Consider the following 19,920-nt stretch of genomic DNA (forward strand, 5'->3'; position numbering starts at 1 on the left):
AGATGTGTATTAGTGACTGGCGCTGTGTTAGGTGGGACAATGGGTGGGGGACTGGACGGCCCCATCCGAAGCCTCCCCCGGGAATCGGTTGCGCGGGCAAAGCCCGCGCTCGAAGAGCGTTTTCCGACACGCAGCTGGGCGACATGGAACTCCGCGAACTTCTGTTCGGGCTCCTGCGTCCTCCTCGCGGCGGTGGCCGACCGGGTCGGTCTGGCGACGATCATCGGCGCGTTCGCCGCCGGTTTGATCCTGGCGAAGACCGAGCGGCGCGCCCACATCGAGGAGCAGATCAAGCCCGTCGCCGATCTCTTTGCCGATCTTCTTTGTCACGATCGGGATGAAGGTGCAGCCCGTGACGCTCAACCCGTTCGCGGCCCATGGGAGCCTGGCGCTCGCGGTGCTCTTGACGGCCGTGGCCGTGCTCGCAAAGCTCGCCGCCGGTTTGGGGGTGTACCAGCGCGGCGTTCGACGCTGGCTGGTGGGAGTTGGGATGATCCCGCGCGGTGAGGTCGGGCTGATCTTCGCGGAGGTCGGGCTGGCCAACGGCGTGATCGAGGCGAGCCTCTACGCGGCGCTCGTCGCCATGGTCATGGTCACGACTTTCGTCGCCCCGCTCTGGCTCAAGGCTCTCTACCGAACGTCGCCCGGGCGCGGCGGTTGACCCTCCCCACCCTCTGGACCCGGCCCACCCACGCGCGGTAGAGTTGGCGGGACGCGGGGCCGCGCGCGAGGCGCGGCTCCGGGGGAGGAGCCAGCGAGATGAGCCCGAAGACGGACAGGCCGACACGTCGGCGTGCAGCAGAGGTCAAGGGCAAGGTCGAAGAGCTGGAGAAGCGGCTGGCCGCCCTCGAGGGGCACCTCCGCCTTCTCAGGAGCCAGGCCCGTCAGTCCACCGGGAGCGCGAAGGAACGGCTCACGCGGCTCGAAAAGCAGACGGTGGCGCGGGCCGAGCAGGTTCGCGAGACCTTCCAGAAATCACTCGAGCGGGTGAGCCAGGTCCTGAACGCGAGCCGCGAGCGCGTCGAGCGGGAAACCGGCCGCCTGCGCCGCGCGCTCAGGGCGGGGGTGAGGGCGGGCACCGAGGCGTATCGTCGGGGCCAGAAGGGCTGAACGAGCCCGCCGATCCTTTGCCCGGTCCGGTCCCCGGCGGTAGAATCGGACAGGAGCGCGACATGCGCCCGCTTCTCATCTGCCCCGACGACTTCCTGGCCCAGCTTCTGCGGGGCGCCTCGCTTCCCGGCGAGCCGCCCCTGTTCGTCGTACGCGCTAGCGCGGCGCGGGCGCGGATCGCGCGCCGGGGGGGCCACGCCCTCGCTGGCGACCTCGAGGAGCCGGCGGTTTACCGGCGGGCCTTTAAGAGCGGCGCCGAGCCCGCGCTGCTCGCGGGGCCAGCCGACCGGCTCCCCCGGATGCTGGCCGCGCTCAGGGCCGTCGCCCCCCACGCGCCTGTGCTGGTCCTCACGGATGACGCAGCGCCCCTGAACGGGAACCCCGCCGGCGTCACCACGCTCCCGCTCGCCGCCTTCGCCGAGCGGGTGATCCAGCCGGAGCTCGAGCGCGCGACGCTCCGGGCCAGGGTGGAGCGCATCCGGCAGCACTTCGAGAGCGCCGAGCGCGTCCTCATCATGATGCAGGACGACCCCGACCCTGACGCCATCGCCTCGGCGCTCGCCCTTCGCACGCTGCTCGGGCGCAACAAGGCCTCGGCGCCTATCGCGACCTTCGGGACCATCACGCGCCCGGAGAACCTGGCCCTCTGCAAGCTGCTGGAGATCGAGGTCGAGGAGATCCAGAGCCGGGCGCTCGACGCGTACGACCGCGTCGCCATGGTCGATACCCAGCCGGGCTTCTTCGAGGAGCGCTTTGACGCCGTGGACCTGGTGATCGACCACCACCCGGAGGACCGGACGGTGAAGGTGCTCCTCAAGGACATCCGGCCGGCTTACGGCGCCACCTCCACCATCCTCACCGAGTACCTGCGCGCCGCCGAGGTCAAGGTGACGCAGCGGCTGGCCACCGCCCTTCTCTATGGCATCAAGGCGGACACGCTCCACCTCGAGCGGGGCGCGACCCGGGCTGACATGGAGGCCTTCGCCTTCCTGTACCTCCTCGCCAACCACAACGCGCTCCGCCGGATCGAGCGGCCCGAGCTCCCGCCGGAAGCGCTGGACATCCTGGCCCACGGCCTGGCCCGTCGTCAGATCCTGCGCGGTGTCCTGTTCTCCCACCTGGGGAGCGTGGGTCAGGGCAGCCTGATCCCCCAGTTCGCGGACCTCTTCCTCCAGGTTGCCGGGATCGAGTGGTCGGTAGTGTCCGGTGTCGTCAACGGGGAGCTTCATATCTCGGTGAGAAACGTCGGGTACGTGAGGAGCGCGGGGGAAGTGGCGCGTCTGGCCTTCGGCGATCTTGGGCTCGCCGGAGGCCATCGGGCGATGGCGAAGGCGGTGATCCAGCTGAAGGACTGGCGGGCCAGGGTCGGGGAGGTCTCCGAGGCCGCGCTCAGGGAGGAAATCGCGGATCGCTTCCTCCGGGCCCTCCGGGGGCCCGATGCCGAGTGACCCGTGCCGCTGGTCTATCTGCTCGTCGCCGCGCTGGCCATCGCGGTGGCGGTCTTCGCCCTTCAGAACGCCGACCGCGTAACCGTCAGCTTCCTGGCGTGGAAGATCGAGGGCGCACCGCTGGCCGGGGTGATTCTCGTGTCCTTGGCTGTCGGGGGCCTCCTGGTGAGCCTCGTCGGCCTGGTTCAGCGCTGGAAGCTCCGCGCCCAGATCCGCCAGCTCGAGGCCCGGCTGCGGACCCCCGAGCCACCCAGACCCGTGACCTGACATGGATGCCTCAAACCGCTTCGACGAGATCGTCAAGGACCTCCTGGAGGGGGGGCGCGAGGAGCGCCTCGCCCAGCTCCTCGAGGAGTCGCACTCCTCCGACGTCGCCCGGGCGCTCCGGGAACTGCCGGCGGCCGTGCAGATCCGGCTCTTCCGCCTGCTGAACCGGGAGCAGGCCGGAGCGGTCCTGCACGAGATGGACGATCAGACGCTCCTGGAGCTCGTGCGGGCGCTGGACGAGGTGGAGCTTTCCGGGATCCTGGACCGGATGCCCGTGGACAACGCCGCCGAGATCGTCGACGAGCTGCCCGACGAGCAGGCCGAGAAGGTCCTCGACCTCATGAAGGAGGAGCAGGCCGAGGAAGTCCAGGAGCTCCTCGAGTACGGTGAGAAGACCGCGGGGCGCATCATGTCCCCACGCATCGTCGCAGTCCACGAGGAGGCGACGGTGGCCCAGGCGATCGAGCACGTGCGCAAGACGGCCTCCAGCGAGCAGGTCTTCTATCTCTACGTGGTGGACGACCACGATCACCTGGTCGGCGTGGTCCCGTTCCGCCGGCTCATCACCGCCGACCTGGCCACGCCGGTGAAGCTGATCCGGGAGGAGGACGTGCTGAGCGTGACGCCGGACACCGACCAGGAGGAGGTGGCCCGGCTCGTGGCGAAGTACAACCTCGTCGCCATCCCCGTGGTGGATCAGGGCCGGCGGCTCCTCGGCACGATCACGGTGGACGACGTCATCGACATCATCCAGGAGGAGGCCACCGAGGACATCCAGCGCCTCGCGGGGGTCGCAGGGGACGAGACCGTCTTCGACCCGCCTCGGACGGTCTTCACCAAGCGCATGGTCTGGCGGCTCATCAACCTGGCCACGGCCATCCTGGCCGCCTCCGTGATCGGGCTCTTCGAGGAGTCGATCCAGTCGCTGGCGCTCCTGGCGGTGTTCATGCCGATCGTGGCCTCCATGGGCGGGATCGGGACCACCCAGACCGCCACCGTCGTGATCCGCGGGCTCGCCCTGGGCGATATGACCGCGGGTCACCTCAGGCGGGTGCTGCGGAAGGAGATCCTGCTGGGCCTCACCACCGGCGCCGCCAACGGCCTGCTGATGATGGCGATCGCCTACGTCTGGCGAGGGCAGTTCCTCCTGAGCTTGATCCTCGGGCTGGCTCTCCTCTTCAATATGCTGGTGGCCGCCGCGGTCGGCGTACTCATCCCGCTGGCGCTCAAGACCTTCCGGATCGACCCCGCGATCGCCTCCAGCGTCATCATCACGACGTTCACCGACGTGTTCGGCTTCTTCTCCTTCCTGGGGCTGGCCACCCTCCTGATGAAGTTCCTGCTGTAGGGCACTCGGCGGGGGGCCACCCAGGCACCCATGGTTTGCGTTACACTCCGGCGTGAGCGCCCCACACACGTCCCAGTTCACACGTTCTCCCGAGAGAACCAACTCTCAAGGGCTTCGTCGTAGTAGACCGTCAGGATCCAGGCGTCCTCAAGCTCGACCCTGAACCAGCGCCGAAGCCCGTCGCCGGGTTCCAGTCCTGTCTCCACCCACATCATCATGGGGGACTGGAACGAGCCGCCGGATGCCCCGGCCTGGCGCAGCTTCCACGACCTCGAAGGCGCGGGCCGGGCGCGATTTCGATCCATCAACACGAAGTCCGCGATCAGTCACCTCTACTTCAAGAACAAGCAGCGCATCGGGTCGCGCCTGGACCTGGTGGCGCTCTCGATCGCGGCGGTGGACGAGCTCGCGGGCGATCCGGCCGTGGTCCGCTGGCGGTCGCTCGGCGCCCTCCTGGACACGCAGCCCAAGGCCGCCCAGATCAAGCGCTACATCAAGGAGGTCAGCGAGGAGATCTCGGACCACATGCCGGTGGTCACGCGCTTCTTCTTCGAGGAGCGGTCGTAACGGGGCACGATCCAACTGGGTATGTCATGAAGGCCTTTTGGTTCAGCTTGCGGCTGGTGTAAACTATTCGCGTGAGGAATCCGAGAGGAGACGCCGAAGCTCATGGGTGAGCGGGTGATCCGCCTCCTTGTCCATCTCTCACGTGGCGAACGCGGCTGGATCATCGCGGAGGCGCCTGAGGTCCCTGGAGCGACTAGCCAGGGCCGCACTGAGGAAGAGGCGTTGCGCAATATCCAGGAAGCCGTCGAAGGGACATTGGAGGTCCGGCTCGGATTCGTCCTTGGGGAAGAAAAGGATGCGTCGGGCCGGCCGGTTCAACTCTTTGAGGCCTACGGACACCCGCGACCGGTTCCCCCGGAGGTATGGGAGCGGCTGATTGAGGTGGATCTCGATGCCATTGCCCGTCGTCTCCGGGGCGAAAGCCGTCAAGGCGTTTGAGCGAGCCGGATGGGTGGTTGCCCGCCGGAAGGGCAGCCACATCATCCTGAAGAAACCGGCGACCTTCTACACCCTCTCCGTTCCAGACCACGACGAACTCGATCCCGGAACTCTGCGATCCCTGATTCGGAAGGCTGGGCTGACTGTCGAGGAGTTCGCCGCGCTGCTCGATTGACGCTGACGGTTTTATCAGCGCCGGACCCCGTCGCCGGGCTTCAGTCCTGTCTCCACCCACATCTGGCGGACGGCCTTCACCCGGATGGCCTCTCGGCGCATACGAACGGCCAGCGAGCGCTCTTCCCCTCGCGCGCCCGCGTAGGAGATGGCGTCAACAGGGCGGTCCACTGCTCGCTCCGGTGGCTCGGGCGAGAAACACCCTCCTAACGCCCGCTCCCGCGTGAGGTTAGGCCGCTTACTGGATGGACTCGTCGTAGCACACGAGCTCTAAGATGTTCCCTTCCGGGTCTCGCACGTACAGCGATCGCCAGTGACACCATCGATGTTCGAATGTCGTGACATCGACGCCAAGGCCCCGAAGGCGGCCTAGCTCGGCGTCGAAGTCGCTCTTATCTATCTCGAGTGCGAAGTGGTGAAGGGATGTCTGCTCAAGACGAACCGGTTCGCGTGGGTCCTTCGGGAATGGCGCAGGCAAAGATTCATGGAAGAGCCCGATGATCTGAGTGTGGCCGCCGTAGCCGTCTGAAACCTTCAAGAAGGCGATTCGTTCGAACTCTTGGAGGATATCGAGGCCGATGATATCGGTGTAGAAGCGCTTGACGGCCGAAAGGTTCTTGACGCGTAAGACGGTTTCTCCCAGAGCTCTTACTCGCCTATTCATCGACAGCCCTGGACCTCCCGCACATCGGTACTTCTCTCTGCTCTCGCAGCGGCCGAACGGGGCGGCGGCTGAGCCGCAGGCGCAGAGGCAAGCTGGCTTGCTGAAGCGCCTGCCGGCTCCAGCCGCGTGATGGGCCGCGCGAGCGGCCCACGCACGCGGCGCGCCCGCGCCGCCGCCCCGATGGCCCGAGAGCGAGTGGGCGTTGCGAAGCAACGGCGGCGAGCGTCGGGCCATCGCTGGCGCTCACCCGCCGCGGCCAGACCGCGACCGTGCCCGCTTGGGCCGAACGCGTCGATGGCCGCGGTTGGGTGGAGCGCCCTTGTTAGACGGGGCGTCTACATCTTCCAAACGCACGCCACGCCCCGCTTGGAGGCTGGCCCTAGCCACGGCGATGCGGTTCAAGAACCGGGGATCGCTTTCAAGGCGGTAGTCAAACCAGTCTTCTTCCGACTCAAACCCGATCAGCACCCCCGCTGCCCTCCCGTGACGGGTAATGACAAGCTCTTCCTTCGCGGCCAGCCGAAGGTAACGCGACAGATCATCCTTGACTTCCGACAAGGCAACCCTCTTCATTCTGCTTCCTCGTCTTCCCCCTTGGTCTTGTCCGACTGCCCGTAGCGCTCAAGCCACGCCGCAGCCTCTTTCTTCGGCACTATAGCCAGAATCTCCACCTCTCTGTCGGTCACGTCGTAGAAGACCCGGATCTCGCCGACGCGCAATCGATATTGCGGCCGCCGTATCCCACGCAGCCGCCTGATTCGACGCTTGCTCGTCTTCGTGGGTTCATGGCGGAGGTGCGTCTCGATGGCTTCACGCAACATTGCGCGGTCATACGCCCTCACTGCCTCGAAGTCCTCCACCGCCTCGGGCGCGAGGAAGATCTCTCGACACATTCTGGCCAGATTCTAGCCAAAACGGTCGCGTGGCGCAAGTTCCTGCGTTATGCGTCTAACTCGCGGTCACCGGCCGGAGCGCGAGCAACGCGAGCGCCCGGCCCGGTGGACTGCGGGGTTCGGCTGCCTCATCTGCGTGACCGTCCTCTCCGCGCCTTGTTCCGGCGCCGCCGCTGGCGGTAGTGCTCGAGGACCGCCTTGCCGAGCTTAGTCTTCTTGCGGATCTCGGGAAGGAGGTAAGTCCCAAGCCGAAGAACGCGCCGGATGACGCCGGAAGGGCGGTGCCACCGCGTTCCGTTGCAAGTCCCGCATGCTGGCAGGTAGTTGTTCTCGGCGTCCCTTCCCCCACGGGCCCGTGGGCGCACGTGGTCTGCAGACCACTTTGGCCCGAGGGGGCCTCCGCAGACGTGACACCGGCTCCCGGTCTTACGCCGCACTCGCTTCCTCACACCCGCCGACAACGATCGCGCTCGAGTGCTCTTCATCTCTCGCTTCGCTTGTCAGCCGAATATTGAGTATGCTGACCAGCATATCTCGCTGCTGAACCCTCTAGCGACTGCGGGAATTCTTTCCGGTTTTCAAGGACTTGTCAAGGTTCGGGAACTCGCCGTTGCCGACAAACACTGGTCAGCATAATCCCATTATGGCTGCAGCGCGTTGAGCGCAGGGGGCGTCGGGAAACGCCCCTCCCTCACGCCGCGGCGAAGAGGCGCCGCACACCGGTGAAGACCTCGGGGCCGGCTCGGGATCACCCGCGGGCGCGGCTGCCGGAGGGCGTCGTGCATCCCCGTGAAAAACGTTGAGGAGACACCTCAGGAGACTCTGCGTGCGAGGGCTCCGGAGAACGCTCGTCACCGGGGAGGACCAAGGGGAGGTTCACGGTGTACGGCATGCCCCCTCTACTCCGAAAAACCGGTGACACCGGTGACAGGTGGTGACGGAGCCGGCAGCTCCTCTTCCAGGAGGGCCTCCACCGCACGCCGGCGGAGCCGGAGCACCCGGCGCCGCTGGCCACCCACCCGGGCCACGACGCTGTGGCGCCGGGGGTCGCACTCTGAGAGCCTTCCCCTCGCCAGCTCCCGCTTGAGCCGGTCCTGTCTCAGCGGGAAGGGTTCCCCCATGTCGCGGCAGAGGCGGCTCACGGCTCTGAAGGCCGCGTCCGGGAGCAGGTACACGGAGTCCTCGTCCAGGCGACCCCGGTCAAGCTGATCCGCGAGCAGGACGTGGTCAGCGTGAGCCCCGACACCGACCAGGAGGAGGTCGGCCATGCCAGGGGGCAGGCCCGCCACGAGGCAGGCCCGACGCAGTTCGAGCCGAGGGGCGTCGGCCATGCCAGGGGGCAGGCCCGCCACGAGGCGAGGCCCGAATTAATCGCGCTTCCGGAGGGCGACGCGCTGGAGGATTCGTCGCGCCCACAAGAACTCGAGCGCGAGGATCTTGAGGCTGATCGGGATGATCAGCACCGCAGGGCCGGGGACGGGGAGGGCGATCAGCACGAGGCCGAGCAGGAGGACGACCAACCCCGCTACGGTGATGACCAACCTTCGGCCGTGCTTCACGGTCCCAGCCACCAAATCCCGCATCGTTTCCCCCTGGGTAGAGAGCCCCGGGTCGAGCCCGGGCGGCCCTTCTCTATAGTCATTCGGTCGCGCCCGGCTGTTCCCGGAGCCATCCTGACTGCCAAGGCGCGGCATGCTCGGGCAAGCCCTGGATTTGCAAGGCGTTCGGCATCGCCGGCGACCGGGCTCGCGATGACTGGGATTGAACCGCGCCAGCGCAGACTGGCACGGGCGAAGGCTCGACCGGCGGGGTTCCTGAAGGGATGCTCGCCTTGACAGCCCTCGGGGTGGGTGCTACACGCTTGCGTCTGTGGGGTGCCCGGCGTCAAGGCAAGGGGAAGACAGGTGACGAGGCTCCTGGCGATCACGCTCCTCGGGGTGGCGCTTGCCGGCTGCGTCGCCGTCATGTCGCCGGCCCAGCGGGCCGCGCTCCAGAAACAGCAGGTCGCCCTCCAGCGCCAGCGGGAGGCCAAGCGAAGGGCCGAGCAGGTCGTGCTGGAGTGTCGGGAGAAGCGGCTGGCCGGCGAGCTGTCCGGGTACGTGGCGTCGGTGCGGTGCAGCAACGACCGGATCCGCGAGGCGTGGGCCGCGAGCGGTTACCCCCACATGGACCTGGTGGATCTGCAGCTCGCCTATCGCCTGGCCGTTGCGCGCCGGGTCGATGCGGGGAGCTTGTCCGAGCAGCACGGTCAACGCCGGGTCGCGGAGCTGACGGCGCGCATCAACGCAGAGGTGCGCGAGCGGACCGCGACGGCGTCCCGGGCTAACAGTGAACGGCCCCGGAGCTACGAGGAGCTGCTCCAGAGGCTCGGGGTCTGGAGCGCGGCGACCGATCCCCCGGAGCCCGACACGATCCGCTGCTTCCAGGGCCGCGAGCTGATCACCTGCGACTAGAGGGCGGTTACAGCCGGATCGACATCAGCTCCTCGGCGAAGACGATCTCGCCGTCGTAGACTCGCCGGACGTCCCCGATCCCCTTTTCCATGGGGCCGTGGGAGGCGAGGTGCGGGCCCACGTGCACCAGGACCAGCTTCCCGACGCCCGCCTCGCGCGCCATCTCCGCCGCCCCGGTGGTACCGCACTGGCCCGCGGCCTCACCGCTGGCGATCATCCGCTCCTGCTCGTCCCAGCACATGCAGAGCATCATGTCCGCCCCGCGGGCGAGCTCCACCACGCTCTGGCAGGGCTGCGTGTCCCCGGTGAAGACGACGCTGCCCTCGGCGCTGTCGAGCCGGTAGGCCAGGGAGTCGAGCCACGGCTGCACGTGCTCCGCGGGAGCGGCGCTCACCAGCCACTCCCGTCCCTGGTGCACGAGCCCCGGCCCCACGTCTTTGGCGCGCACGGCAGGCGGTGTGCGCGGCAGCGTGCCCCCCCGGTTGACGTGGACGCGCTGGCTCAAGGGGTGATTCACGCGGGCCTTCCAGTCGTGCACAAAAGCGCCGTTCTCGCCCAGGATGCGCTCGGTGATGATCTCGGTCAGGGTCGGGCCGTACACGCGGAGCGGGTTCTCCCTGCCGATCGACTGGTCCCAGCGGCAGAGGAGAAAGCACGGGTAGTCCACGTCGTGGTCGAAGTGGTGGTGGGTGAAGAAGAGGTAGTCCACCTTGGTGGGGAAGATCCCGGCCTTGACCAGCTTGTAGGTGGCCGCAGGACCGCAGTCGAACATCAGGTACTCGCCCGCGACCTGGACCGCGAAGGCCGAGCCGAACCGGGTGGATGTAGGTGTCGGCGTCCCCGCGCCGAGGATGAAGACCTGGGCCATGGCGTTACCTCCCTGTCCGTCCAGCAGTGGGAGCGATGCTAGGACTGAAGTCGGGGCAGAACCGGGTGGCATGCCGGGGCTGCCGGGCGCGGCACGCGGCCTAGGGTAGCCTGACAAAAACGCGCTTGGCAAGCCTCGGCGAGTGTGATAGAAAATACGCGCCTCCTGGGGGCAGCACGCGACGCGGGACCAGCCTCGGCATCCAACGCGGAGGAGGGTCACATCGGTGGGCTCGGAGCTCGAGAAGAGGCAGGTCAAGCGCGCCTACGCGCTCTACTCTCCGGTCTACGACCTTCTGTTCGACTGGATCTTCCACCCGGGCCGCGAGGCCGCGGTCAGGCTCCTCGCCATCCAGCCCGGGGATCGGATCCTGGAGGTCGGCATCGGGACCGGCCTCAATCTCCGGCTCTATCCGCCGCACTGTCAGCTCGTCGGCATCGACCTGTCCGAACGGATGCTGGAGAAGGCCCAGGCGAAGATCGAGGAGCTCCGGCTCGGCAACGTCACGCTCAAGGTGATGGACGCCGGGGCGACGGACTTCGCCGACAACGAGTTCGACCGCGCGGTCGCCACCTACGTCATCAGCGCGGTTCCGGACCCGATCACGGTCCTGCGCGAGATGCGCCGGGTCGTCAAGCCCGGCGGGACGCTCGTCATCCTCAACCATTTCCGGAGCGAAAAGCCCCTGATCGGCTCGCTCGAGGACCTGGTCGCTCCCGTCTGCGCACGCCTGGGCTGGAAGTCCAACCTGGCGCTGGGGCCACTGCTCCGGGAGGTCGGCCTGACTCCCGAGCTGGTCGCCACGGTGAACCTCTTCAACGGCTGGCGCCTGATCCGCTGCGTCAACCGCAAGTAGTCACACCGTCGGCGCGTCCCCCGAGAATATCGCGCGAGGCATCAAGCACTTCCAGATCACCTGCCCTGACTCCTCCCTTGGTTGCCACCATTTTGCTACGACTCGCGTCGTCCAGCCTGTCCACGGCTCCCTTATTCCCGATCGGGAGCCACTTGCCGTAGGTGTCCACGGTGAGCTTGATCGAGGAGTGCCCGAGCCAGCGCTGGACATAGACCGGGCTCACTCCGGCCTGCAGTAAGAGCGAGGCGTAGGTATGCCGGAGGCAGTGGGGCGTGAGTGAAGAGGCAGGACACTGTCCACCTCCGTCCGGTCGGCGTCGGGGCCCTGGGCGGTCAGCTCGAACCAGTGCGTCAGGGCCCGGCGGTAGGCCGCTTCGGTGGCGGCGCGGTCCAGGGTAGTCGCGGTCCCCGGTCCGGGCTCGTCCCGGCCTGACAGCCGGGTGACGAGGGTCAGGATCCTGGACCCGAGATTATCCACCGTCACCCGGGTCTTCCCTTCGTTTTTCAGGCCCGAAGCGTTGACACGTTGCCAGGCCAGGATTCATGCGGCTTGGCAACGCTTCTCGATCCGTTGACTGTCAACACTTGCAGAAGCGTTGCCACGCCGCTCCTGGAGCGGGTTGGCAACGTGTCAACGGATCGAGGTCTTCTGGAAGAGGGAGAAAGCATGGCTCAAGGCTCCTCGTCCGTCGGTGCCGGGGGGTTCCGACGGCATCCGCGTGGAGACGACGTATGATCCGGCTCACCGGTACTCGCCTTCCTCCAGGCGGCAGGTACGGGCAATGTCCCGGTTTTCCTGTCGGCCAGGGACTGAAGATCGTGCTCGTCGACCATGTGCTGAGGACCGACCTTGCGGGCGCGCAGCTTGCCCGACCGGATCCATCGTCGGATCGGCGGACGCAGGTCCGGAGGTGGATGCTCCCGAGCTAGGTCTGCTGGCTGACGATCTTGAGGAAAGCGGCCGGAGCCACAATCCGTACGCCGCGGAACGATTTCAGGGCCAGGAGATGGTCGTCTCCTGTGACGATATGGGTGGCCTCTCCGGCGAGCGCGCACTCCAGCACGCGATTGTCCGCAGGATCCTGACGCACAACGCTGATTCGCCCCTCCGGTTCCACCATCTGGGCGATGAGCGGCAAGAGCGCCAGCACCTCTCGAACCCGGGCCGGTGGGAGGGCACGCAGCCGGGGATAGGTCAGGACGCGGCGGATCTCCTCCAGGAGGTCGGCGCTGATCAGGAGGACGAAGGCGCCGGCGATGGCGGCGTCGAGGATTAGGCGGGGTGGTCCGCTCCAACCGATCCCGGAAACGATCGTATTGGTATCCAGGACGGCCCGGTTCACCTGAGGCCCCGGGTCGCCTGCAGGGCCTCATCTACCAGGTGACGGGGAAGACGCGCCTTGCGAACGGCGCGCCGAATCTCCCGGAGGGCTTGGCGCAAGCGCGTTTTCGCCTTTCCCTCCGCCAGTGCCTTGAGGGCCGTGAACTCCTCATAGCTCAGAAGGACGGCCAGCCTGCCTGTCCGCTTGGCAATGACCACCGGTTCTCCCCCGGCCACCACTTTGTCCACCAGGGCGCCGAGGGCTGGTCGCGCCTTGTCCACGCCGAGCACTTTAGTCATGCGCGCGATCTCCTGCGAGAAGATTACTGTGAACGTTCATGTTTGTCAATTTTCCCTTTGTGCGTCCCTTTTTGCCTGCGGTGAATGGCACCCAGGTCGACGGGAGAGAGATCGTTGTACGGTCGGAAGGCGTTGGCGACCCGCTGGCGTGTTGCCTCCGAGGCGGCATCGCGGACACCTTGCGTCGTGAGGGACGCCTGGCTGTCGAGGACCGGCGAGGTTGGTTTTTAGCGCTCGATTCGCGGCCGGTCGGCCAGAGCGAAGAAGGCTTCGTAGCCCGGCGAGGAGAGCAGATAGACCCGGCGGAGCATCGATATGGTCTCGATCGTGGAGCGTTGGGGCTGGCTCTGACTGTCCGGTGGCTGGCATGCAGCTCGCGCCCGCTGGCCCCGACCGCCTGAAGGGCGCGCGCGGCGGCCGCGGTGCGCGTCCCTACCCCCAGCTTCTCGAAGATGTGGTCCAGGTGCCGTTGCACGGTGCGCGGGCTGATGCCCAGGATCGAGGCGATCTCCGGGGTCGTTTTCCCCTGACTCACCTACGCGAGCACCTCGGCCTCGCGGCGGCTCAGGCCCAGGGGTTCGAGCGCGACGGGTTCAGGAGCGGTCACCTGCTCCTCGAGGAGGAGCGCCGAGCGTCCGATGCCCGGAGGAATCCTTGGTCGGGCCGGGGTGGCAGGCGCCTGCTACCACTCTGCTACCAGAACACCCCGCGCCAGCGGATACCAGGAGCACTACCGTCTATTCGGGTTCGTCGGTTTTTTGCGCGGATACGTTGTCTGAGGTACTCTCAAACTGTGGCTCAAACGAACCGGAAGTAGCGCGATCCCGAAGCGCCTCGCCTGGCTCGCTCTCGCCCTCGGCCTCGCCCTCCCCGCCCTTGCGTCGGCCCGGACCGCGTGCCTCACCACGGCGTTCCTCGTCGAGTTCCTCTCCGACGGGCGTGTTCCCGCGCTCTCGCTCCTGACCCGCGAGCCTCTGGCGGCCCCGCTCCCACTGGAGGGGGGAGCCGCCGCCAGCCTCTACCGTCCGCTCGCGCTCGCCCCGGCTTCGCTCGTCCTGGTCCACGGCCTCGCGCCCCTGGGCCGGCACGACCCGCGGCTTCAGCAGGCGGCGCGGCTTCTCGGGCGCGCCGGCTTCTGGGTGGCTGTCCCGACGGTACCGGGGCTCACGGCGCTGAGGCTTCGGCCCGAGGATGCCGAGCCTGTGGTCGAGGCGATCCGGGCGTTGGCGCGCCGGACCGGGGCGCCCCGTGTCGGCGTCGTCGGGGTCAGCGTGGGGGCGGGGCCCGCGCTCCTCGCCGCGGCGGACCCGCGCGTCGCGGAGCGGGTGGGCTGGGTGCTGAGCCTCGGCGGCTACGCATCGAGCGTGGAGCTCCTCCGGTACTTCCTCACGGGCCACTACGCCTTCGCAGCGGTCGCGGTACGCGCGGCGCCCAACCCCGAAGGCGCCCGGCTCTTCCTCCGGGCCAACCTGGACCTCGTCGAGCGCCCCGCCGACCGGCTCCGGCTCAGCGAGTGGCTCGACGCTCGCGGCTCGGCGCCGCCGTCCGGGCTCTCGCCCGAGGGGGCGGCTGTCGCCGCGCTCGTGGAGAACCGGGATCCCGAGCGGGTGGAGGCGTTGATCGGCGCGCTGCCGGCACCGCTCCGGCGGCTCCTCGAGGTTCTCTCGCCGGAACGGGTCGTCGCCCGACTCAGGGCGCGGCTCGTCCTCGTCCATGGCCGGAACGACCCCGCGGTGCCGTTCACGGAGAGCCTGAGACTGGCTGAGGCGGCCCGTCGGGCGGGGATTCCGACCCGGCTCGCCATCGTCGGCGTGGTCGAGCACGTGGAGGCGGCGGAGGGGCCGAGCGGGGCGTGGCAGCGGTGGACCGGGCTGGCGACGTTCTGGGCGGTGACCTTCGATCTCTTCGCATCGCGATAGGAGGGGAATTACTATGAGACGTGTACTGATCTTCTCCTTGGCCTTCCTCGTGATCCCTGCGAACACCTTGGCTCAGCAGGTCGTGGTTCCGCCGACCGCCCGCTACCAGCTCGTCGTGGTCCCAAATCACCCCGGGAGCCCGTTCCTGGTGGACACCAGCACGGGGTGCATCTGGCATCTGGTCCAGCAGGCGGAAACCAAGCGCTCCACCTTCATCGAGGTGGACGTGGAGAACCTCCACTGGAGCTGGGGCAGCGGAGCCCAGCAGCTCCTGGCTGCGCGCATAGACGCGTCGGAGCTGACCGACGAGCAGAAGCGTGCCCTAAAGCAGGAGCTCCAGCGGACCGGTTGCGGGCTCTCCCACGTGGTCCTGACGCCGACAATCACGTCGCCTCCCAGCGCCGGACAGGGGCCTACGCCGGCGCCCCCTGTCTCCCCCCTGCCCGCGCGGCCTAGGCGGTAGATACGGAAGCCGGAGCGATTTCGGTTGACAATGCGAAGGGCTCGATTCGAAAATGTGGTGACTTTTTCCTCTCAATGGGAAGCGTACGTGCAACATCTTCGGGGAGAAACGTAACGATTGACCGTGGGGAGTCAGGCGCGGTCTCGGCGGGAATCGGCCTGTAGAGGAGGGCTCACAATGGTGAAACGAGGGTCGATAGGGTCGGTGACACTTCTCGGGTTGCTGCTCCTAGCCACCAGCGCGTTCGCGGGCCTTGAGGTCGATGTATCTTGCCCGGATACAGCAAAGCGAGACACCGAGGTCAGCGCGACCATCAAGTTGACGAACACGGGGGAATCGAAGACCATTACCCGTGGCGCCTTTGCTATGCATCTCGGTAACTTGAGTTTAGTTGGGCCGATCGCTTTTGCCGTCTCGCAATCTCTAGCGCCGAACGCGAGCGTTTCTGTCGGCCCTATTCCCGTTTTCATTCCCACTCAGGCCCGCTCGGGGTTGTTTGTCTCTGTAATTTTTGGCCTTTTGGGCCAAAATGGCGCCAGTCCCACCCGGGAGCTCCTGGGGGACGGGCAGTGTCTCATTGAGATTGTTCCGTGATCCGGCTTGTTCTGCGTCGGATACTCTACGCTCTTGGCTTAGGAATCCTCCTCCTCCTGGTGAACCTGGCGAGAGGAACCGAGCCGACGCCCCGGCCAGGGTCCGTGGGAGAGATCTCCGCCTCGCTCAAGTCCGGGATCGTGCTGGCCATGGCGGAGGCGTCGCCTACGGAGGAAGTCATTTTCCGGCGGATCAGCTCAAGGGAGACCGATGGGAGAACGCAACTTTTCATACAAGTCGAGCGTGGTTTGGCGGGACCTCTCCGCCAGGGCCCGTTCGTAGTCGTGAACGGTCTTCAGGTCACGCTCCAGAGCGTCAGGGTGACAGCGGTACACCCCGGCGATCAGGAGGTGGAGCCCAGAGCCTCGTCGCTGTCCATCCTCTCGAATGCGTTCCAGGAGACCGTAAGGGGGCTTTTCCCGGAAGCGCCACCGCGGGAGCCGACCATCTTCACTGTCGCCAAGGCCGCCACCGCGCGGAGGATCGGCCGTGTGGTCTTTGAGCCGCTCGAAGCCGGGCTCGTGACCGGCGATCAGCGGGTGGAGCTTCGCGCTGTCTCAGCCCTCTGGTCCTCGGGCGCCGAAGACCTTCACATCACCGGGCTGACCCTGAAGACTGCGGGAGGCCAGCGCTTGGAAGCGGACGAGGCGAACCTGAAACCCAACGGAAACCTCTTCATCCTTGGTCCATACATGCTTTTTGCCGACACAGAAAAGAGCCAGGGAGAGTCGGCCGTGTTCACCCTCACTCCTGATGGGAGCCGGCTGGTCAATCGTGGGCCGCTTCCACTCGGGGCCATTGCCCCGGGGGGGACGATCGGGTTTTCCACCGACTTGACCTGGACCGCCATTCTGAGCCCTGTCTCCCCCCGAATCGTCCCGGTCGATAAAGCTGCGAGACGGCCGGGTCGGACATGAAAAGCGTTCTGTTGTGTGCTGTGGAATGGGACCAGCTGTTTGCTCAAAAACTCACGTGCTTGCTGAGACCTGGCGGGGAGAGAACCGTCCCAGTCCTGGAGGGACTCCGATGAGCCGAGACGTTGCGCGCAAGCTGGTGGCTGTCCTGCTCTTTCCCACCCTCTGGCCCACTCTGGCTCTGGCCCAGGAGCCCAAGGCCGGCGTCGTCACGACCCTGCAGGGACAAGCCACGGTCGCACGTCCAATTCTCCCCCGACCGGTTGCGTTGAAGTTTAAGGACGACGTCTTCGTCCGTGACCAGATCGATACCCGTGAAAACTCCATCGTCAGGCTGCTCCTGGGCGGCAAGGCGCTGGTGACGATCCGGGAGCTTTCCGCGTTTACCGTCACCGAGGAGCCGGGCCGCGCCGTGGTGGACCTACAGTCGGGGAAGCTAGCCGTGGCGGTATCCAGGCGTCTGCTCAGGCCCGGCGAGTCCATCGAGATCCGCACCCCCAACGCCGTTGCCGCGGTGCGGGGGAGTTTACTCGTTGCTGAGGTCAGGATCGTCGCGGGAGTTCCTGAGACTCTTTTCACGGCCCTCCAGGTCACCGTGCCGATCCTGGTTTCCTTGCGGGCTGATCCCACCGTCAGCATCCCCCTCGGCATCAACCAGGCCGTAGGGGTCTTGGGACTGGGGGCGGCCTCGAGGGCGGGATCGGTCCAGACGATTACCCCTGAGCAAGCCAAGGAGGTCGGCAAGACGGCCGAGGCGCCCAAGCCCAAAGAGCAGAGCGAGAAGCCCCCGGAACAGGTGGCCGAGAAGGTCAGCAGCGACAAGGTTCAGGAGGCCGCCCAGCTTGCGGCTCAGCTTGCCCCGGCGCTCCCGACTGCGCCTCCGCCTCCGTCCGTGGCCCTGGCACCGCCGCGCACCTCGACATCAGACATCGGCGTCCAGGAACAATCCAGCACTCAGACGGCGCCTACCCTTCTGGATGTGCCGGATGTCCTGATCAAAAATACCTCGAAGACCTTGGCTCTGGGCGAGACGTTGAAGACGTTCGGCTCTGACACCGTCCGGAGCGGCAAGTCTCCTGTGGTGGAGGTGAGCAACTCCACGGTCAGCCAGTCCGGGGACGGCAGTGTGATCCAGACGGCTCCAGGGGTGACCGTAAAGTTGAACGGACCGCTCCTGGTCGCGAGCCCGACCAGCAGCCTTAACCTGCTCGGCAGCCTGCTCTCCGTTAACGGGACATTCAGCAGCAGCGCGGATGCCCCGCTCGTTCAACTTTCCGGTACCGAGGTCATCCACACGGGGATCGAGGGCTTGATCGAGGTCGCCCCAGGCGCCAAGCTCACCGTGACCGGGCAGCTCCTTAGCGCTCTCAACAGCAATGTCCAAGCCGGAACGAGCCTCCTCACCGTGGCGGGCAGTTTGACAAGCACCGGGAGCGCCCCGCTCCTGCAGTTCGATTCGAGCGCGGTCACCAGCCTGCTCACGATTCCAGGATCGGACGTCAGCCTTCAGGGCCCCTTGTTTAGCTCGACCAAGGGGACCGTGACGACAAACTTCGATGCCGTCAGCATCTTCAATGGTGGGACGCTGACGAATACGAGCACCCTCCCGCTGATCCAGCTGAGCGGGACCACGGTCAACGTCGGGACCCATGGCGCCGATACCCACCTCGTTCGGGTGTTCGGCGTGCTGGCCGGCAAGCGCTCCTCGGTCACTCTGGCGGGGGCGCTGCTGAGCGCCGCTGACAGCGCGCTGACTGTGAGAGGAGACGACTTCATCGAAATCGCGGCCGGCGCCAAGGTGGCGAGCACCGGCAGCGCGGCACTCGTCCAGTTGACCAATACGCCGCTCACGGTGACCGGCACGCCCGCGCTCGTCAACGCCTTCCTCCATGTTGTCGGCTCTGCTGGCGGGTTTAGCCCAGAGCTTGCGCTCAGCGGGCCGCTGCTCGCCGCGACAGGGAGTGCCTTAAAGACCAAGGGTTCTTTCATAGTCATCGAGTTGGACGGGATCGTCACCAGCACGACGACCGAGCCTTTTATCAAGTTGACCGGTGGCTCCCTTGAGACCGGGAGTCCGGACGAGAGCCTTCTCAGCCTGGAGACCGGAGGCAAGCTGAATCTGAAAGGGTCGCTTCTCAGCGCTAACAGCAGTACTCTCACCCTCCCGGGAGGGTTGGTCGCCATCGACGACGACGGCCAGCTCGTCGTAACTGGCTCGACCGACCCCCTGGTGTCGATCACTGGAGGGACCCACTCGATCGCGAGCACGAGCGGGGAGGCGATGTTCGACCTGCAGGGGAGTGCGACCGCGGTGGATGCGGAGACAGGCCTGACTCTGGGGACGGACAAGCCGCTCCAACATGGCGGAGCGCTCCTCGAGATTTCGGGGGCCACGGTGAGCGGCCAGAAAGGCCTGAGGATTGACACCGCCCTTCTGGAGGCCACGGCCCCGCTCCTGAACCTCAAGGCGGGGAGCAATCTCACCACGAGCACGGATGCCATAGATCTCTCCCTCAAAGCGAAGGTCACCAGCCTTGGGCCAGTCATCAAGCTAGATGCGAGCACTCTCAACGTCGCCAGTGGGGCGCTGATCAACCTCGCGGGCGGGAGCTTTCTGAAAGTGACCGGAGATCTCTTCCAGCTCAGCAACGGGAGTATCATCAACGTCAACGGCCTGAGTAACGGGTTCCTGATCGCCGCCTCCGGCGGGTCTATCCTGAATGTCTCCGGGGCTCTCGTCGTGTTCAACGGCACGGGCGGCAACAGCATTGTTATGAAGAACAACCTCCTACCCACGACGACTCTCAACGTGGGGGCCTTTTCGTTCCCGATCCTCCTCGTCAACGGGGCTCAGAGCACCCAGGTCTCCATCAACGGCACTCCGATCAAAGGCTCCACCTTGGGCAGCATCACCTTCCCCAACGGGGGCAGCCTGATCAAGGTCGACGGCCCCACGGCCAAGGTCGTCATCTCGGGGCTATAGCGCGCCTGCCCTGTCAGCTTCAGGCCGTACCGGAGCAACGGCGGTGCGGGGGTGGGTTTTATTCCTTGTGGGTCATGCTCGTGGGGTCATGATGGACTCCCCTAGCCTTCGTTAACAGTTCCCGCCGCGGTCCCTACTCCGGCTTCCAATACCCTTCGATTGGAAGAAGTGATTTTCCTTCGGGAACGGTCGTGGCAACACTCCTTCGATTCGCTCCCTTCCGGGCGAGGCGGCGCTACGCGAAGCGTGCCCCAAAGCAGGAGCTCCAGCGGACCGGTTGCGGCCTCACCCCGGACGATCACGCGGGCTCCCGGTGCCGGTCAGGGCCCCCGGCTTCGCGA

The 19,920-nt window shown here is 66.6% G+C and carries 25 protein-coding genes and 1 pseudogene; 14 read left to right on the forward strand and 12 right to left on the reverse strand.

Annotated elements, in window-relative coordinates; genetic code table 11:
* Positions 1–39 precede the first annotated feature (39 nt).
* The 8 genes from HY726_02720 to HY726_02755 all read left to right on the forward strand — a co-directional run bounded on the left by HY726_02720 (position 40) and on the right by HY726_02755 (position 5,353).
* Positions 40–507: a cation:proton antiporter gene (locus HY726_02720; protein MBI4607907.1), complete on the forward strand. Its 468-nt coding sequence runs from the start codon at positions 40–42 to the stop codon at positions 505–507.
* Complete coding sequence (locus HY726_02725; GenBank protein MBI4607908.1) at positions 491–661, forward strand: cation:proton antiporter; 171 nt, start codon at positions 491–493, stop codon at positions 659–661. The genes HY726_02720 and HY726_02725 overlap by 17 nt, the downstream gene beginning before the upstream one ends.
* Positions 662–759: 98 nt before the next feature.
* Complete coding sequence (locus tag HY726_02730; GenBank protein MBI4607909.1) at positions 760–1,110, forward strand: hypothetical protein; 351 nt, start codon at positions 760–762, stop codon at positions 1,108–1,110.
* Positions 1,111–1,172: 62 nt separating this feature from the next.
* Positions 1,173–2,558 carry a bifunctional oligoribonuclease/PAP phosphatase NrnA gene (locus HY726_02735; GenBank protein ID MBI4607910.1) on the forward strand — a complete coding sequence of 462 codons (1,386 nt, stop codon included), beginning with the start codon at positions 1,173–1,175 and terminating at the stop codon, positions 2,556–2,558.
* 3 nt (positions 2,559–2,561) lie between these two features.
* Complete coding sequence (locus tag HY726_02740) at positions 2,562–2,825, forward strand: LapA family protein (GenBank protein MBI4607911.1); 264 nt, start codon at positions 2,562–2,564, stop codon at positions 2,823–2,825.
* A gap of 1 nt (position 2,826) precedes the next feature.
* Positions 2,827–4,173: a magnesium transporter gene (gene mgtE, locus HY726_02745; protein ID MBI4607912.1), complete on the forward strand. Its 1,347-nt coding sequence runs from the start codon at positions 2,827–2,829 to the stop codon at positions 4,171–4,173.
* Positions 4,174–4,389: 216 nt separating this feature from the next.
* On the forward strand, positions 4,390–4,740 hold the full coding sequence (locus HY726_02750; GenBank protein ID MBI4607913.1) for a hypothetical protein: 351 nt from the start codon (positions 4,390–4,392) through the stop codon (positions 4,738–4,740).
* Positions 4,741–5,131: 391 nt separating this feature from the next.
* Positions 5,132–5,353, forward strand: coding sequence for a type II toxin-antitoxin system HicA family toxin (locus tag HY726_02755; GenBank protein MBI4607914.1), 222 nt, complete (start codon positions 5,132–5,134; stop codon positions 5,351–5,353).
* 14 nt (positions 5,354–5,367) lie between these two features.
* On the opposite strand, the gene HY726_02760 is transcribed toward HY726_02755, so the two are convergent.
* The 7 genes from HY726_02760 to HY726_02790 all read right to left on the reverse strand — a co-directional run bounded on the left by HY726_02760 (position 5,368) and on the right by HY726_02790 (position 8,483).
* Positions 5,368–5,523 (reverse strand): hypothetical protein, encoded by a 156-nt coding sequence (locus tag HY726_02760; GenBank protein MBI4607915.1) that lies wholly within the window; start codon positions 5,521–5,523, stop codon positions 5,368–5,370.
* A 67-nt stretch (positions 5,524–5,590) separates the two neighbouring features.
* A complete protein-coding gene (locus HY726_02765; GenBank protein MBI4607916.1) occupies positions 5,591–6,016 on the reverse strand; it encodes a VOC family protein in 426 nt (141 codons plus the stop codon).
* A 243-nt stretch (positions 6,017–6,259) separates the two neighbouring features.
* Positions 6,260–6,589 (reverse strand): type II toxin-antitoxin system Phd/YefM family antitoxin, encoded by a 330-nt coding sequence (locus tag HY726_02770; GenBank protein MBI4607917.1) that lies wholly within the window; start codon positions 6,587–6,589, stop codon positions 6,260–6,262.
* A complete protein-coding gene (locus HY726_02775) occupies positions 6,586–6,909 on the reverse strand; it encodes a type II toxin-antitoxin system RelE/ParE family toxin (GenBank protein MBI4607918.1) in 324 nt (107 codons plus the stop codon). Before HY726_02775 ends, HY726_02770 begins: the two co-directional genes overlap by 4 nt.
* Before the next feature lie 128 nt (positions 6,910–7,037).
* On the reverse strand, positions 7,038–7,346 hold the full coding sequence (locus HY726_02780) for an HNH endonuclease (GenBank protein MBI4607919.1): 309 nt from the start codon (positions 7,344–7,346) through the stop codon (positions 7,038–7,040).
* Between the two features lie 462 nt (positions 7,347–7,808).
* On the reverse strand, positions 7,809–8,240 hold the full coding sequence (locus HY726_02785) for a hypothetical protein (protein ID MBI4607920.1): 432 nt from the start codon (positions 8,238–8,240) through the stop codon (positions 7,809–7,811).
* Between the two features lie 36 nt (positions 8,241–8,276).
* Positions 8,277–8,483, reverse strand: coding sequence for a hypothetical protein (locus HY726_02790; protein ID MBI4607921.1), 207 nt, complete (start codon positions 8,481–8,483; stop codon positions 8,277–8,279).
* Between the two features lie 330 nt (positions 8,484–8,813).
* On the opposite strand from HY726_02790, the gene HY726_02795 reads away from it, so the two are divergent.
* Positions 8,814–9,362 (forward strand): hypothetical protein, encoded by a 549-nt coding sequence (locus tag HY726_02795; GenBank protein MBI4607922.1) that lies wholly within the window; start codon positions 8,814–8,816, stop codon positions 9,360–9,362.
* Between the two features lie 7 nt (positions 9,363–9,369).
* Here the strand turns inward: HY726_02795 and HY726_02800 are convergent, their stop codons facing one another.
* On the reverse strand, positions 9,370–10,230 hold the full coding sequence (locus HY726_02800; protein MBI4607923.1) for an MBL fold metallo-hydrolase: 861 nt from the start codon (positions 10,228–10,230) through the stop codon (positions 9,370–9,372).
* Between the two features lie 226 nt (positions 10,231–10,456).
* On the opposite strand from HY726_02800, the gene HY726_02805 reads away from it, so the two are divergent.
* A complete protein-coding gene (locus HY726_02805; protein ID MBI4607924.1) occupies positions 10,457–11,086 on the forward strand; it encodes a methyltransferase domain-containing protein in 630 nt (209 codons plus the stop codon).
* On the opposite strand, the gene HY726_02810 is transcribed toward HY726_02805, so the two are convergent.
* From HY726_02810 to HY726_02825, 4 genes and pseudogenes are all read right to left on the reverse strand, one after another.
* The gene (locus tag HY726_02810) at positions 11,073–11,432 is read right to left on the reverse strand and encodes a tyrosine-type recombinase/integrase (protein ID MBI4607925.1); all 360 of its coding nucleotides are present in this window, start codon (positions 11,430–11,432) and stop codon (positions 11,073–11,075) included. The two genes, HY726_02805 and HY726_02810, sit on opposite strands and share 14 nt — an antisense overlap.
* Positions 11,433–12,011: 579 nt before the next feature.
* Positions 12,012–12,428 carry a putative toxin-antitoxin system toxin component, PIN family gene (locus HY726_02815; GenBank protein ID MBI4607926.1) on the reverse strand — a complete coding sequence of 139 codons (417 nt, stop codon included), beginning with the start codon at positions 12,426–12,428 and terminating at the stop codon, positions 12,012–12,014.
* Positions 12,425–12,706, reverse strand: a complete 282-nt coding sequence (locus HY726_02820) for a type II toxin-antitoxin system Phd/YefM family antitoxin (GenBank protein MBI4607927.1) — start codon at positions 12,704–12,706, stop codon at positions 12,425–12,427. Before HY726_02820 ends, HY726_02815 begins: the two co-directional genes overlap by 4 nt.
* A pseudogene (locus HY726_02825) lies at positions 12,699–13,358 on the reverse strand (helix-turn-helix transcriptional regulator). The gene HY726_02820 and the pseudogene HY726_02825 overlap by 8 nt, the downstream one beginning before the upstream one ends.
* Before the next feature lie 487 nt (positions 13,359–13,845).
* Between HY726_02825 and HY726_02830 the strand changes: the two are divergent.
* The 4 genes from HY726_02830 to HY726_02845 all read left to right on the forward strand — a co-directional run bounded on the left by HY726_02830 (position 13,846) and on the right by HY726_02845 (position 19,579).
* Positions 13,846–14,625: a hypothetical protein gene (locus tag HY726_02830; protein ID MBI4607928.1), complete on the forward strand. Its 780-nt coding sequence runs from the start codon at positions 13,846–13,848 to the stop codon at positions 14,623–14,625.
* A gap of 13 nt (positions 14,626–14,638) precedes the next feature.
* Positions 14,639–15,088 (forward strand): hypothetical protein, encoded by a 450-nt coding sequence (locus HY726_02835; GenBank protein MBI4607929.1) that lies wholly within the window; start codon positions 14,639–14,641, stop codon positions 15,086–15,088.
* 743 nt (positions 15,089–15,831) lie between these two features.
* Positions 15,832–16,599: a hypothetical protein gene (locus HY726_02840; protein ID MBI4607930.1), complete on the forward strand. Its 768-nt coding sequence runs from the start codon at positions 15,832–15,834 to the stop codon at positions 16,597–16,599.
* 109 nt (positions 16,600–16,708) lie between these two features.
* On the forward strand, positions 16,709–19,579 hold the full coding sequence (locus HY726_02845) for a FecR domain-containing protein (GenBank protein MBI4607931.1): 2,871 nt from the start codon (positions 16,709–16,711) through the stop codon (positions 19,577–19,579).
* Positions 19,580–19,920: the final 341 nt, after the last annotated feature.

The organism is Candidatus Rokuibacteriota bacterium (assembly GCA_016209385.1).
In the GTDB taxonomy this organism is placed as follows: Bacteria; Methylomirabilota; Methylomirabilia; order Rokubacteriales; family CSP1-6; genus JACQWB01.

Bases quoted from the DNA above. Each gene is read 5' to 3' on its own strand.
- HY726_02720 (MBI4607907.1), top strand. From the start codon at position 40: ATGGGTGGGGGACTGGACGGCCCCATCCGAAGCCTCCCCCGGGAATCG.
- HY726_02725 (MBI4607908.1), top strand. From the start codon at position 491: ATGATCCCGCGCGGTGAGGTCGGGCTGATCTTCGCGGAGGTCGGGCTG.
- HY726_02730 (MBI4607909.1), top strand. From the start codon at position 760: ATGAGCCCGAAGACGGACAGGCCGACACGTCGGCGTGCAGCAGAGGTC.
- HY726_02735 (MBI4607910.1), top strand. From the start codon at position 1,173: ATGCGCCCGCTTCTCATCTGCCCCGACGACTTCCTGGCCCAGCTTCTG.
- mgtE (MBI4607912.1), top strand. From the start codon at position 2,827: ATGGATGCCTCAAACCGCTTCGACGAGATCGTCAAGGACCTCCTGGAG.
- HY726_02750 (MBI4607913.1), top strand. From the start codon at position 4,390: ATGGGGGACTGGAACGAGCCGCCGGATGCCCCGGCCTGGCGCAGCTTC.
- HY726_02755 (MBI4607914.1), top strand. From the start codon at position 5,132: ATGCCATTGCCCGTCGTCTCCGGGGCGAAAGCCGTCAAGGCGTTTGAG.
- HY726_02765 (MBI4607916.1), bottom strand. From the start codon at position 6,016: ATGAATAGGCGAGTAAGAGCTCTGGGAGAAACCGTCTTACGCGTCAAG.
- HY726_02770 (MBI4607917.1), bottom strand. From the start codon at position 6,589: ATGAAGAGGGTTGCCTTGTCGGAAGTCAAGGATGATCTGTCGCGTTAC.
- HY726_02775 (MBI4607918.1), bottom strand. From the start codon at position 6,909: ATGTGTCGAGAGATCTTCCTCGCGCCCGAGGCGGTGGAGGACTTCGAG.
- HY726_02785 (MBI4607920.1), bottom strand. From the start codon at position 8,240: ATGGCCGACGCCCCTCGGCTCGAACTGCGTCGGGCCTGCCTCGTGGCG.
- HY726_02800 (MBI4607923.1), bottom strand. From the start codon at position 10,230: ATGGCCCAGGTCTTCATCCTCGGCGCGGGGACGCCGACACCTACATCC.
- HY726_02820 (MBI4607927.1), bottom strand. From the start codon at position 12,706: ATGACTAAAGTGCTCGGCGTGGACAAGGCGCGACCAGCCCTCGGCGCC.
- HY726_02835 (MBI4607929.1), top strand. From the start codon at position 14,639: ATGAGACGTGTACTGATCTTCTCCTTGGCCTTCCTCGTGATCCCTGCG.
- HY726_02840 (MBI4607930.1), top strand. From the start codon at position 15,832: ATGGCGGAGGCGTCGCCTACGGAGGAAGTCATTTTCCGGCGGATCAGC.
- HY726_02845 (MBI4607931.1), top strand. From the start codon at position 16,709: ATGAGCCGAGACGTTGCGCGCAAGCTGGTGGCTGTCCTGCTCTTTCCC.